The organism is Halomonas lysinitropha (assembly GCF_902500215.1).
GTDB classification, from domain to species: domain Bacteria; phylum Pseudomonadota; class Gammaproteobacteria; order Pseudomonadales; family Halomonadaceae; genus Halomonas; species Halomonas lysinitropha.
Genome location: NZ_CABVOU010000015.1, coordinates 175,107 through 188,122 on the forward strand (window position 1 = coordinate 175,107; position 13,016 = coordinate 188,122).

Below are 13,016 nucleotides of genomic sequence, written 5' to 3' on the forward strand. Positions count from 1 at the left end.
CATGAATTCAAGCAGGTTGCGCGACACAAGACCAAGGTCTCATTGAAGAGCGGTTATTCCGCCATCAACCTGAACTTAGTAAATAGATAATACTAAGTGGGGTCCAGCATGAGCAGCGATGCAGCACGATATCCGAGCCTCGAGCAGCGGGTGGTTTTCATTACCGGCGGCGGTAGCGGCATCGGGGCGGCACTCACGCGTGCCTTTCATCGGCAGGGAGCCCGGGTTGCCTTTGTCGACATCAACGAGCCTGCCAGCCAGGCGCTGGTCGATGAGTTGAAGGCCGCCACCGGAACGGCTCCGCAGTTTCACCGCTGCGACATTCGTGACGTGGAGGCGCTGCAAGCGGTGATCGCCGAGATCGGCGAGAGCCTGGGACCAATCCACACCCTGGTCAACAACGCCGCCAACGACGATCGCCACTCCTGGAAGGATGTCGATGTTGCCTACTGGGACGAGCGGATGTCGCTCAACCTGCGCCCCATGTTCTTCGCCGCCCAGGCCGCCGCGTACCAGATGATCGAGGCCGGTGGCGGATCCATCATCAACTTCGGCTCGATCAGCGTGCAGATGGCCATCGGTGATCTCTCCACCTACGTCACTGCCAAGGCAGCGGTCCACGGGCTGACGCGCAGCCTGGCTCGCGATCTCGGCACCCACCATATCCGCGTCAACACCCTGGTGCCCGGCTCGATCATGACCGAAAGACAGCTCGAGAAATGGATCGGCCCCGAGGAGGAAGCCTCCATCCAGGCTCACCAGTGCCTGAAGCTGCGCCTTGAGCCCCAACATATCGCGCCGACGGCGCTCTTCCTGGCCAGTGCCGAGAGTGCCGCCATCACCGGGCAGGAGCTCGCCGTTGATGGTGGCTGGGGCTGATGAGCAAAGAACGCACGCCAATGCTCGAGGCAGGTGGTATCGACCGCGCCTTCGGCGGCAATCAGGTGCTGTTCGGAATCGACCTGGCGCTCTATCCCGGCGAGGTTCACGCCCTGCTGGGTGAGAACGGCGCCGGCAAATCCACCCTGGTGAAGATACTCGCCGGCTACCTGCCGCCCAGTGCGGGCGAGGTTCGAGTCGATGGCCAGCCGCGATGCTTCAGCGGTAGCGGCGAGGCGGAGGCCGAGGGGGTCGTGTTGATTCACCAGGAGCTGGCACTGGCCGAGCAGCTGACGGTGGAGGAGAACATCTTCCTGGGCCGCGAGCTGCGCCGCGGCCCCTTCCTCGACCGCCGGGCCATGCGCGAGCGCTGCCGCGAGGCGCTGGCCGAGCTGGAAACCCGTGTCGATCCCCGGGCCCGGGTCAAGGAGCTGTCGACATCCGACCAGCAGATGGTGGAGATCGCCAAGGCGGTGACCCGCGACGTGCGCGTGCTGATCATGGACGAGCCTACCGCCAGCCTGACCGAGCACGAGGTCGAGGTGCTCTTCGCCCTGGTCGACCGGCTGCGCCAGCGGGGTGTGGCGATCCTCTACATCTCCCACAAGCTGCGTGAGATCGAGCGCATCGCCGATCGTGTCACCGTGCTGCGAGACGGTCATCTCATCGACAGCGGCCCCCTCGAGGGCCGTACCAAGGAGGAGCTCGCCCGCCTCATGGTGGGGCGCGAGATCACCGAGATGTACCCCGAGCGCCGGCCGGTTGCCGACGACGCGCCGATCGTGCTGGAGGCTCGTGACATCGTGGTCCCCGGCGCCGTCCGGCGGGCCAGTTTCACCCTGCGCAAAGGCGAGGTGCTCGGCTTCGGCGGTGTGGTCGGTGCCGGACGCACGGCCCTGATCGAGTCGATCCTTGGCCTGCGCTATCGCGCCGGCGGCGAGGTTCGCCGCCACGATGCGCCGGTGACGCTGCGCCATCTGCGGGACGCCGTACAGCATCGTATCGCCTACCTCACCGAGGATCGCAAGGGCAAGGGGCTGGTGCTTAACATGGGGCTGCGCCCCAACCTGACACTGCTGAACCTGCGCGACTACTGTCATCCGCTGATCGACCGCAAGCGCGAGGAGCAGGCCTTTCAGCAGGCCATCGAGCGCTTCGACATTCGCCTGCGCACCGAGGCGCTGACGGCGGCCGAACTCTCCGGTGGCAACCAACAGAAGCTGTTGCTCGCCAAGGTCATGTCCATCGACCCCGAGATCGTCATCATGAATGAGCCGACCCGCGGCATCGACGTGGGTACCAAGCAGGAGATCTACCGCTTCATTCGCGAGCTCACCGATGCCGGCCGCTCGGTCATCTTGATCTCATCGGAGATGGGCGAGCTGATCGGCCTATCCCACCGGGTGGCGGTGATGTGTGCCGGCGAGCTGACCGGCGTCCTCGAGGGCGAGCAGATCAACGAGCAGGAAATCATGCACTACGCATCGGGAATCAAGGGGGTAGGAGCGGATGAGCAACGTCGCGCCTGAACGCAAGGCCGTCAAGGTCAAGGGAGGCGGAATGGCCATCGACCTGAAGACCTGGGGGCCTTTCATCGCCCTGGTGGTGTTAGCCATCCTGGGGGTGCTGATCAACCCGGCCTTCCTGGGGCTGGACAACCTCAGCAACATGCTTACCCGCAGTGCCTTCATCGGCATCATTGCGATCGGTGCCACCTTCGTGATTACCGCCGGTGGCCTGGACCTTTCGGTGGGTTCCATGGCGGCCTTCATCGCCGGGGTGATGATTATCATCATGAATGGCCTGGTCGAGCAGTTCGGCGCCGGCCTGACCACGGTGCTGTTCGGGGTGGGGGCGTCGCTGATTCTGGGCATGGGTGCCGGCTTCATCAACGGCGTCGTCACCACCAAGGGCAAGATCGAGGCGTTCATCGTCACCCTGGGGACCATGGGCATCTATCGCTCGCTGGTCACCTACCTGGCCGACGGCGGCACCCTGACGCTGGACTGGAACGTGCGCGATATCTATCGACCCGTCTACTACGACAGCCTGCTGGGGATCCCCATTCCGGTCTGGGTCTTTTTGGTCGTCGCCATCATCGGCTACGTACTGCTCAACTTCACACGCTTCGGTCGCTACTGCTTCGCCATCGGCTCCAACGAGAAGGTGGCGGAATACAGCGCCATCCATGTCGACCGGGTCAAGACGCTGACCTATGTGCTACAAGGCGTCTGCGTGGCGCTGGCGACCATCATCTACGTGCCGCGACTGGGCTCGGCCTCCGGCGCCACCGGTGTGCTCTGGGAGCTCGAGGCGATCGCCGCCGTGATCATCGGCGGCACTGTGCTCAAGGGTGGGCACGGGCGCATCTGGGGCACCGTAGTGGGGGCGATCATGCTGACCATGATCGGCAATATTCTCAACCTGACGGACGCCATCTCCAACTATCTCAACGGCACGGTGCAGGGGATCATCATTATCGTCGCGGTGTACCTGCAGCGCGCATCGTGGAGGAAGGCGGGACCCTGAGCCCGCCAGCACTGGCAGCGACAACAAGCACAAGTATGAGGAGCAAGAGCATGCCACATATCAAGAAGTCACTACTCGCCCTGGCCGTCTCGGCGGCCGTGGGCGTACCGGCCGCCGCCACGGCACAGGAGGTCACCATCGGGGTCTCGATTCCCGCGGCGACCCACGGCTGGACCGGCGGCGTCAACTTCCACGCCGAGCAGGCCAAGGAGCGCCTCGAGGCACTCTATCCTGACATCGAGATCACCATCTCCACCGCCAGCAACCCCGGCGAGCAGGCCAACGACCTGGAAGACCTGGTCTCGCTGCGCGACATCGATGCGCTGGTGATCCTGCCCTTCGAGTCCGCCCCGCTGACCGACCCCGTGCGCCGAGTGAAAGAGGAAGATGTCTTCGTCACCGTGGTGGATCGCGGCCTGACCCAGGACGGCATCTCGGATCTTTACGTCGCCGGCAACAACCACGAGCTGGGTCGTGTCTCCGGTGAGTACATCCGCGAACAGCTCGACGGCGAGGGCGACATCGTGGTGCTGCGCGGCATCCCCACGGTGATCGACGATGAACGCGTCGAGGGCTTCCAGGCGGCGATCGAGGGCTCCGATATCAACATCCTCGACATGCAGCATGCCAACTGGAACCGTGACGACGGCTTCGAAGTGATGCAGGACTTCCTCTCGCGCTTCGATAACATCGACGCCGTCTGGGCCCAGGATGACGATATCGCCCTGGGAGTGATCGAGGCGGTCCGCCAGGCCGAGCGCGAAGATGAACTGTTCATCGTCGGCGGGGCCGGGATGAAGGACATCATCAAGCGGGTCATGGAGGGCGACGACCTGGTGCCCGTGGACGTGCTCTATCCGCCGGCGATGATCGCCACCGCCATGGACCTGACCGTGCAGCATTTCATGTCCAACGGGCCGGTGCTCGGCGAGTACATCCTCGGCTCGCCGCTGATCACCGAGGAGAACGCCGAACAGTATTACTACCCCGACTCCCCCTTCTAAGCCGCAAGTAAGCCGCAAGCCTCGCCAGGTGGGCTCGAAAGGGCCCACCCTTCCACCGCGACGCCATCATCAAGCGTGACACCCTCAGGAGGGCCGATATGAAGACCATCAAGGGGCCGGCGATCTTTCTCGCACAGTTCGCCGGCGACGACGCCCCGTTCAACAGCCTGGACAGCATTGCCGCCTGGGCGGCGGGACATGGTTACAAGGGTGTGCAGATTCCCAGTTGGGACTCGCGCCTGATCGATCTCAAACGCGCCGCCGAGAGCAAGACCTACTGCGACGAAATCAAGGGCACCTTGGCCGAGAACGGCGTCGAGCTGACCGAACTCTCGACCCACCTGCAAGGGCAATTGGTCGCCGTGCATCCCGTCTATGACGAGATGTTCGATGGCTTCGCCGTGCCCGAGGTCAGGGGCAACCCCGCCGCACGCCAAGCCTGGGCGGTGGAGCAGTTGCACCTGGCAGCCAAAGCCTCACGCAATCTGGGGGTGACCGAGCATGGCACCTTCTCCGGCTCGCTGGCCTGGCCCTTCCTCTACCCCTGGCCGCAACGACCGGCCGGGCTGATCGACAGCGCCTTCGACGAACTGGCCAAGCGCTGGCGTCCGATTCTCGATGCCTTCGACGAGGCCGGCGTGGACCTCTGCTACGAGATCCATCCCGGCGAGGACCTCCACGACGGCGTTACCTTCGAGATGTTCCTGGAGCGCCTGGGCCATCATCCACGCTGCAACATCCTCTACGACCCCAGCCATCTGATCCTGCAACAGCTCGATTACCGGGGCTTCCTGGATGTCTACGCCGACCGCATAAAGATGTTTCATGCCAAGGATGCCGAGTTCAAGCCAAGCCCCAAACAAGGGGTCTACTCCGGCTACCAGTCCTGGACTGAGCGCGCCGGCCGCTTCCGCTCGCTGGGCGACGGCCAGATCGACTTCAAGCACATCTTCTCCTGGCTCGCCGCCCACGACTACGACGGCTGGGCGGTGCTGGAATGGGAATGCTGCCTCAAGCATCCCGAGGTCGGTGCGCGCGAGGGCGCGGCCTTCATTCGCGATCACATCATCGAGGTCACCGAGCGGGCGTTCGACGACTTCGCCGGTGGCGGCACGGATGAAGCGGGCAATCGACGCATTCTGGGACTCGACTGAGACACGCAGGAGCACGACGACATGAGCAACGAGCACAACGCCCCACGCCGGCTGCGCCTGGGCATGGTCGGCGGCGGTCAGGGCGCCTTCATCGGCGGCGTGCATCGCATCGCCGCCCGGATCGACGACCACTTCGAGCTGGTCGCCGGCGCCTTTGCTTCCGATCCCGAACGCGCGCGAGCCTCGGCGGCCACGCTGCACGTGGCGCCGGAGCGCGCCTATGCGGACTACCGGGCGATGGCCGACGCTGAAGGCCAACGCGAGGACGGCATCGATGTGGTCGCCATCGTCACGCCCAACCACCTCCACTTCGACGTGGCCAGGACCTTTCTGGAAGCGGGTATCGACGTCATCTGCGACAAGCCGATGACCACCACCCTCGAGGATGCCCGTGCCCTGGCCGATCTCGTCGAGCGCAGCGGACGCTTCTTCGGCCTGACGCACAACTACAGCGGTTACTCTCTGGTGCGCCAGGCCCGCGAAATGGTGGCCGCCGGTGAACTGGGGGAACTGCGCGTGGTGCAGGTCGAGTATCCCCAGGACTGGCTCGCCACGCGCCTGGAAGATCAAGGCGTCAAGCAGGCGGAATGGCGCACCGACCCCAAGCGCAGCGGCCCGGCCGGCTGCCTGGGCGACATCGGCACCCACGCCTATCATCTGGCGCGCTTCGTCACCGGGCTCGAAGTAGAGTCACTCGCCGCCGACCTACACGCCTTCGTGGACGGACGCGTACTGGACGATAACGTGCACATGATGTTGCGCTTCAAGGGCGGCGCCCGGGGCATGCTCTGGTCGAGTCAGGTGGCGCCCGGCAGGGAGAACGGCCTGCGGCTGCGCGTCTACGGTAGCCGGGGCGGCCTCGAGTGGCATCAGGAAGACCCCAACGAGCTGCTCTACACGCCCCAGGGCGAGCCGCCGCGTCGACTGACCCGCAACGGCCCCGGCCTGGGCGAGGCGGCCATGGCCGCGGTGCGGATTCCGCCAGGGCATCCCGAAGGCTACCTGGAGGCCTTTGCCCAGCTCTACAGCGACTTTGCCGAGCAGATTCGCGCCCGCCATGCCAACCGTGAAGCCCATAGCCTGGCGCGCCATACCCCAGGCGTGGCGGATGGTGTCGACGGCGTGTTGTTCATCACCCGGGCGCTGGAGTCCTCGCGGGCTGGCGGCACCTGGGTGAACCTGTAAGGCACCGCTGATGAGTGTGATTCTGCGTAACGCCGCGTTGCGCCTGGAGGTGTTGCCCGAACTGGGCGGTTGCGTGGTGCGCTTCGACGCCCTGACGCCCCACGGTGCCGAGCCGCTGTTTCGCCCGGGGCACGCCTCGGGCCAGGATCCGAACGGCATGGGGCTCTACCCGCTGGTGCCCTGGTCGAACCGCATTTCCGCGGGAGGGTTTACCTGGCGCGGGCGGCACTATCCCCTGCCTGCCAACCTGGCCGGCGAGCCGCTGCCGATCCACGGCGACGGCTGGCAGACACCCTGGCAGGTCGAGTCCCGGGGCGAAGACGTCCTTCACCTGTGTCTGCGCTCATCGACACAGGCGCCGTTCGACTACCGGGCAGAACTGATTTACCGCCTGGAAAGGGAGTGGCTGGACGTCTCGCTGGCGGTGACTCACCTCGGCGAGCAGCCCGCTCCCTATGGCCTGGGGCTGCACCCCTGGTTTCCAAGAACGGCCGACGTGCGTCTCGAGGCCCCTGCCGAGGGGGTATGGGACGTGAATGACCGCCAGTTGCCCACCGAGTGGCAGCGTCTCGATTCGGGGGATCCCTGGAATTTTTCCCGCTCCTGCGCATTGCCCAGCGGTCTCATCGACAACCTGTTCACCGGCTGGAACGGCCGGGCGCGGCTGCACTGGCCCGGTCGTGGTGTGACGTTGGAGGTCACTGCCACCCCCGGAGCGTCGCGTTTCCTGGTCTTCTCGCCCGGCGAACACGCCGACTTCTTCTGCTTCGAGCCGATAAGTCACGACGTCGATGCGCATCACTTCGATGACCCCCTGGCCCATGGCCTAGTGGAGCTTCGGCAGGGGGAATCCCTGGAATTTTCCAGCCGTTTTCGGCTCCTGCCGCCGGATTGGCCAGTCAGTCATGAAATCTCCTCGACGGGGAATGTCGACAGGTCCTGATCCTGGTTCGCATGGAATGAGCCATGGGTAGGTGCGGAATTTCCCGTTCATTCAGAGACATTGCCAACAGTCAGGCCGCGTCCTTGCCCCGAATGGCGCTGAATAACCCCTTTTTTCAAGATAAAGACAAGAGACGAAAGCCTTCGTCAACACAAGGAGTGATGGGTATGCCATTGCAAGACAAGCTCAACAGACCGATGTATATCTTCGTTATATGCTGCATTGCCGCTATCGGAGGGTTCCTCTTCGGCTTCGATAGCGGTGTCATCAACGGCACGGTCGAAGGGCTGCAGACGGCCTTCGGTTCCGACAGTGTCGGCACGGGGTTCAATGTGGCCTCCATGCTGCTGGGTTGTGCCATCGGTGCCTTCTTTGCCGGCCGGCTGGCCGACCGCTTCGGGCGTCGCACCATGTTGATCGTGGCGGCGGTCTTCTTTCTGGTGAGTGCCTGGGGCTCGGGCATCGCCGGCGGCTCCATGGAGTTCGTCTTCTATCGTATCCTGGGAGGCATGGCCGTAGGCGGTGCCAGCGTCATGGCCCCGGCCTACATCAGCGAGGTGGCGCCTGCTGCCTATCGGGGACGCCTGGCGACCATCCAGCAGATCGCTATCATTTCCGGTCTCTTTGTCGCCTTCCTCAGCAACTATTTCCTGGCTGATATCGCCGAATCCTCCACGGCGATTCTGTGGCTCGATCATGCCGCCTGGCGCTGGATGTTCTGGGTCGAACTGCTGCCGGCCTCCATCTTCCTGCTCGCCCTGCTGTTCATCCCCGAAAGCCCGCGTTTCCTCATCAGCACTCATAAGGACGAGAAGGCGCGCGATGTCCTGCGCCTGGTGATGCCCGAGGACGAGGTGGAAGGCAAGCTGAAGGAGATCAACGCGACCCTGGACAGGGAGCACAGACCGCGGCTGCGCGACGTGATCAATCACGCCACCGGCAAGGTGCACGGTATCGTCTGGGTGGGGATCGGCCTGGCCGTCTTCCAGCAGCTGGTGGGCATCAACGTCGTTTTCTACTACGGCGCTGTGCTGTGGCAATCAGTGGGGTTCTCCGAAGGCGATGCCCTGCTGATCAACGTCATCAGCGGTGCCGTGAGTATCGGCGCCTGCTTGATCGCCATCGCGCTGATCGACAGGATCGGTCGCAAGCCGCTGCTCTGGACTGGCTCAGTGGGGATGGCCGTCACCCTGGTCTGCATGGCGTATGCCTTCTCGACGGCCAGCATGGTCGACGGCAGCCTGCAACTCGATGACGAGATGGGGACCCTGGCCCTGATCGCGGCCAATGCCTATGTGTTCTTCTTCAATGTCTCCTGGGGACCGGTGATGTGGGTCATGCTCGGCGAGATGTTCCCCAACCAGATGCGTGGCTCCGGCCTGGCTATCGCCGGCCTCTTCCAGTGGTTGGCCAACTTCGGCATCACCATGACCTTCCCGGTCATGCTGGCCTCGATCGGCCTGGCGGGTGCCTATGGCTTCTACGCCTTCTGTGCCGTCGTATCGGTATTTTTCGTGATGCGCTTCATCAAGGAGACAAAGTGCAAGGAACTCGAGGAGATGGCCTACGAGTAAGGTCTCCACGGCTTGCGGTGCCCGGCGCTTGCCGGGCACTTTGCTCTATGCTGAACGCATGAAATTCCGCCCCGCATCGCGGAATTGACAGCTATCCACGAGCGGCACCACGCTACGAGGCTCTGCGACATGCCGGATCGGCCTCGATGGCGAGGTCGCCATGAACAGGAAAAGGTCACCTCATGAGCGAAAGCAAACCACGGATCACTCCCGACCAGCTGCGTTCACGCTGGTGGTTCGACAACCCGGAGCACCCGGGTACCACGGCGCTGTGTATCGAGCGCTACATGAACTACGGGATCACCCTCGACGAGCTGACCAGCGGCAAGCCGATCATCGGCGTCTGCCAGTCCGGCTCCGACCTGACCCCTTGTAACCGCCACCACATCGAGCTGGTCAAGCGGGTCAAGGACGGCATCCGTGCCGCGGGGGGCGTGCCCTTCGAGTTCCCTATGCACCCCATCCACGAGAACGCCCGCCGACCCACGGCCGCGCTGGATCGCAACCTGGCCTACCTGGGTCTGGTTGAGGTGCTGCACGGCTATCCGCTGGACGGCGTGGTCTTCACCACCGGCTGCGACAAGACCACGCCGGCGGCCCTGATGGCCGGGGCCACGGTGAACATCCCTGCCATCGTGCTCTCCGGCGGGCCGATGCTCAACGGCTGGCGCGGCAGCGAAAGGGTCGGCTCCGGCACCATCATCTGGGAGCTGCGCAAGCGCCTGGCCGCCGGCGATATCGATTATGACGAGTTCCTGGCCCGGGGTGCCGACTCGGCGCCTTCCGTTGGCCACTGCAACACCATGGGCACCGCCTCGACCATGAACTCCATGGCCGAGGCCCTGGGCATGAGCCTGCCGGGCTCGGCGATGATTCCCGCCCCCTACAAGGAGCGTTCCATCGTCGCCTACCAGACCGGCGAGCGCATCGTCGACATGGTCTGGGAGGACCTGCGGCCACTGGACATCCTGACCCGGGAGGCGTTCGAGAACGCCATCGTGGTCTGCTCGGCACTGGGGGGCTCCACCAACGCCCCCATCCACATCAATGCCATCGCCCGGCACAGCGGCATCGAGCTCAGCAACGACGACTGGCAGGCGCTGGGCCACGAGATCCCGCTGCTGGCCAATGTCATGCCGGCGGGGGCCTATCTCTCCGAGGAGTTCCACCGCGCCGGCGGCGTACCCGCGGTGATCCATGAACTGCTCGGGGCCGGGCGGCTCAACGGCGATGCTATGACCGTCAACGGCCAGGCACTCGCCGCCAACGTCCAGGGGTGCGAGACCCGCGATGCCGAGGTGATCCGGCGCTACGACAATCCGCTGGTTGAGCATGCCGGCTTCCTGAACCTCAAGGGCAACCTCTTCGACTCGGCGCTGATGAAGACCAGCGTGATCTCCCGGGAGTTCCGCCGGCGCTTCCTCGAGGACAGCGACGACCCCAATGCCTTCGAGAGCAAGGTGGTGGTCTTCGACGGCTCCGAGGACTACCACGCCCGCATCGACGACCCCGAGCTCGGCATCGACGAGCGCACCCTGCTGGTGATGCGTGGCGCGGGGCCGGTCGGCCATCCGGGCGGTGCCGAGGTGGTCAACATGCAGCCACCGGAAGCCTTGCTCCGGCGCGGCATCGAATCGCTGCCCTGCCTGGGCGACGGCCGCCAGTCGGGCACCTCCGGCTCACCCTCGATCCTGAACGCTTCACCCGAGGCGGCCACCGGCGGCGGCCTGGCCCTGCTGGAGGACGGCGACCGGTTGCGCATCGACCTGGCCCACGGCGAGGTCCGTCTGCTGGTCGAGGACAGCGAGATCGCGACGCGTCGCGAGCGTCTCGAGAAGGCGGGCGGCTACCGCTACCCGGATCACCAGACACCCTGGCAGGAGATCCAGCGCGGCCTGGTCGAACCCCTCGACCGCGGCATGATCCTGACCACGGCGACACAGTATCGCGACGTGGCGCGCCAGAGCCCGCCCCGGGACAACCACTGAGGTCGGCATCGGCCCGAACCAGCAAGGGAGAGAGAGCATGACAGGCGGGGATATCGCGGTGGCGGTCGAGCTCGAGATGAGCCTTGGCGAGTGCCCTTTGTGGTCGGTGTTGCATCAGACTCTCTACTGGGTGGACATCAATCATGGCCACCTCTACGCCTGGCGACCCGATAGTGGTAGAGCGCCGCAGCGTGTCGAACTCGGCGACAAGGTCGGCTGCCTCGCCCTGGGTGAGGATGGCCTGCTGGCGGCCACGGCTCCCGGCATCGACCGGCTCGAATTCCCCCTGGGGAGCAAGCGCGAGCGCCTGGTCGACAACCCCGAATGGCGCCAGGGAGACGGTAATCGCTTCAACGATGGCCGCTGCGATGCGGCCGGGCGTTTCTGGCTGGGTACCCTGGCCGCCGACGAGGCGAGCCCCAGTGCCGCCCTCTACTGCTTCGCCGAAGGGAAGCTGGAGCGGCGCCGGTCGGGTATCGCCATCTCCAACGGCCTGGCCTTCAGTCCCGATGGGCGCTGGCTCTACCACACCGATTCCCCGACGCGACGCATCCTACGCCACTCCTTCGAGGTGGGGAGCGGTGTCATCGGGGAGGGCGAGACCTGGGTGGATCTGGAGAGAGAGGGCCTGCCGGGAGTGCCCGACGGGGCCGCCGTCGACAGCGATGGCAACTACTGGAGCGCCCTCTACGGCGGAGGCCGCGTCGTCTGCTTCTCACCCGAGGGCCGCCTGCTGGCCAGCCACGAGGTGCCCTGCCCGCACCCGACCATGGTCGCCTTCGGCGGGCCTGAACTGAGTACTCTCTACATCACCACCGCGACGCAGCACCTCGACAAGGGGGGCTGGTCGCGCTGGCCGCTGGCGGGCAGCCTGCTGTCGATGCCGGCCCCGATAGCAGGGCTGGCGGAGCCTCAATTCATCTGAGGCTGCCCTTCATCAAAGGTAACTGTTCAGATGATCTTGCCCAGCAGCAGTGGACACCTCGTTGAGACAGTACACTGAGACGAGGCGACCCATGGCGAGGCAAGCAGCTTCGATGAAGAAGATCCGTACCCGTTTCTCCCAAGACTACAAGGACGAGGCGCTGGCCTTAGCCGACCGGGTCCCAGTCACGAAGTCATCGGCCATCCGCGAACCGTCCGAAGTGGGCTGGTCCAGGTGGCAGTGACCATCAATCCCCCCACGTAGCACCCAGCGGCCAGCGGCATCTATCTCTTCATGGCCGGTCGGTAAGGAGCTGCCTAAGGCTACGATGACGCCACCTCTGATGCCAATATCAGCCTCGAACTCATCTGCGGCGGTGGCGCAGCGGGCGCGACGTATCACGAGATCGAAATCAGCCATTATGCATCTTTCCCTATAAATTTAATCCAAACGACCGCCCTCCTGGCGTCATCGCCGGACATGCGCGGCCTCTTTCATGCCAGGGGATGGTGGTGGTCGCCTTGACGCTGTTTGCCGGCATTCGGTAGTGCCAAAAGGTGTTCGGCACGAGGCGCTCCTGCGGGTATCACGTTCTGCAGCCCTTCTTTCAGAGTGATACGGCTACATACGGTCTGGCCAAACAGTGAGTCGGAGATGCTGTGGCGGTTGTCGCAATCAGCGAATGGGGTTGACCCGGATCAGTGGAGACCTTGACGCTTTGATAGCAGGAGGTTTTCACCATGCCTAGAACACGCCCACCGTATACGCCGGAGTTTCGGCAACAGATGATCGACCTGGTACGCAGCGGTCGGGATCCACGAGACCTGGCTCGCGA

Annotated in this window: 10 protein-coding genes; all 10 read left to right on the plus strand. The window is 64.6% G+C overall.

Annotated elements, in window-relative coordinates:
- The first annotated feature begins 108 nt into the window (after positions 1-108).
- The 10 genes from HALO32_RS01905 to HALO32_RS01950 all read left to right on the plus strand — a co-directional run bounded on the left by HALO32_RS01905 (position 109) and on the right by HALO32_RS01950 (position 12,181).
- Positions 109-879: an SDR family NAD(P)-dependent oxidoreductase gene (locus HALO32_RS01905; protein WP_151442089.1), complete on the plus strand. Its 771-nt coding sequence runs from the start codon at positions 109-111 to the stop codon at positions 877-879.
- The gene (locus tag HALO32_RS01910) at positions 879-2,408 is read left to right on the plus strand and encodes a sugar ABC transporter ATP-binding protein (RefSeq protein ID WP_225809653.1); all 1,530 of its coding nucleotides are present in this window, start codon (positions 879-881) and stop codon (positions 2,406-2,408) included. The genes HALO32_RS01905 and HALO32_RS01910 overlap by 1 nt, the downstream gene beginning before the upstream one ends.
- Entirely contained in the window at positions 2,389-3,408 is a 1,020-nt protein-coding gene (locus HALO32_RS01915) for an ABC transporter permease (protein ID WP_192576412.1), read from the plus strand. Before HALO32_RS01910 ends, HALO32_RS01915 begins: the two co-directional genes overlap by 20 nt.
- Before the next feature lie 50 nt (positions 3,409-3,458).
- Positions 3,459-4,412, plus strand: coding sequence for an ABC transporter substrate-binding protein (locus HALO32_RS01920; RefSeq protein WP_151442090.1), 954 nt, complete (start codon positions 3,459-3,461; stop codon positions 4,410-4,412).
- A gap of 98 nt (positions 4,413-4,510) precedes the next feature.
- Positions 4,511-5,566, plus strand: coding sequence for a sugar phosphate isomerase/epimerase family protein (locus tag HALO32_RS01925; protein ID WP_151442091.1), 1,056 nt, complete (start codon positions 4,511-4,513; stop codon positions 5,564-5,566).
- Between the two features lie 21 nt (positions 5,567-5,587).
- Positions 5,588-6,751 carry a Gfo/Idh/MocA family protein gene (locus HALO32_RS01930; RefSeq protein ID WP_151442092.1) on the plus strand — a complete coding sequence of 388 codons (1,164 nt, stop codon included), beginning with the start codon at positions 5,588-5,590 and terminating at the stop codon, positions 6,749-6,751.
- A 10-nt stretch (positions 6,752-6,761) separates the two neighbouring features.
- On the plus strand, positions 6,762-7,694 hold the full coding sequence (locus HALO32_RS01935) for an aldose 1-epimerase (RefSeq protein WP_225809655.1): 933 nt from the start codon (positions 6,762-6,764) through the stop codon (positions 7,692-7,694).
- A 167-nt stretch (positions 7,695-7,861) separates the two neighbouring features.
- The gene (locus HALO32_RS01940; protein WP_233279899.1) at positions 7,862-9,268 is read left to right on the plus strand and encodes a sugar porter family MFS transporter; all 1,407 of its coding nucleotides are present in this window, start codon (positions 7,862-7,864) and stop codon (positions 9,266-9,268) included.
- Positions 9,269-9,450: 182 nt separating this feature from the next.
- The gene (locus HALO32_RS01945) at positions 9,451-11,256 is read left to right on the plus strand and encodes an IlvD/Edd family dehydratase (RefSeq protein ID WP_151442095.1); all 1,806 of its coding nucleotides are present in this window, start codon (positions 9,451-9,453) and stop codon (positions 11,254-11,256) included.
- A gap of 37 nt (positions 11,257-11,293) precedes the next feature.
- A complete protein-coding gene (locus HALO32_RS01950; protein ID WP_151442096.1) occupies positions 11,294-12,181 on the plus strand; it encodes an SMP-30/gluconolactonase/LRE family protein in 888 nt (295 codons plus the stop codon).
- Positions 12,182-13,016: the final 835 nt, after the last annotated feature.

Coding starts and splice junctions, on each gene's coding strand:
- HALO32_RS01905 (WP_151442089.1), top strand. CDS start 109: ATGAGCAGCGATGCAGCACGATATCCGAGCCTCGAGCAGCGGGTGGTT.
- HALO32_RS01910 (WP_225809653.1), top strand. CDS start 879: ATGAGCAAAGAACGCACGCCAATGCTCGAGGCAGGTGGTATCGACCGC.
- HALO32_RS01915 (WP_192576412.1), top strand. CDS start 2,389: ATGAGCAACGTCGCGCCTGAACGCAAGGCCGTCAAGGTCAAGGGAGGC.
- HALO32_RS01920 (WP_151442090.1), top strand. CDS start 3,459: ATGCCACATATCAAGAAGTCACTACTCGCCCTGGCCGTCTCGGCGGCC.
- HALO32_RS01925 (WP_151442091.1), top strand. CDS start 4,511: ATGAAGACCATCAAGGGGCCGGCGATCTTTCTCGCACAGTTCGCCGGC.
- HALO32_RS01930 (WP_151442092.1), top strand. CDS start 5,588: ATGAGCAACGAGCACAACGCCCCACGCCGGCTGCGCCTGGGCATGGTC.
- HALO32_RS01935 (WP_225809655.1), top strand. CDS start 6,762: ATGAGTGTGATTCTGCGTAACGCCGCGTTGCGCCTGGAGGTGTTGCCC.
- HALO32_RS01940 (WP_233279899.1), top strand. CDS start 7,862: ATGCCATTGCAAGACAAGCTCAACAGACCGATGTATATCTTCGTTATA.
- HALO32_RS01945 (WP_151442095.1), top strand. CDS start 9,451: ATGAGCGAAAGCAAACCACGGATCACTCCCGACCAGCTGCGTTCACGC.
- HALO32_RS01950 (WP_151442096.1), top strand. CDS start 11,294: ATGACAGGCGGGGATATCGCGGTGGCGGTCGAGCTCGAGATGAGCCTT.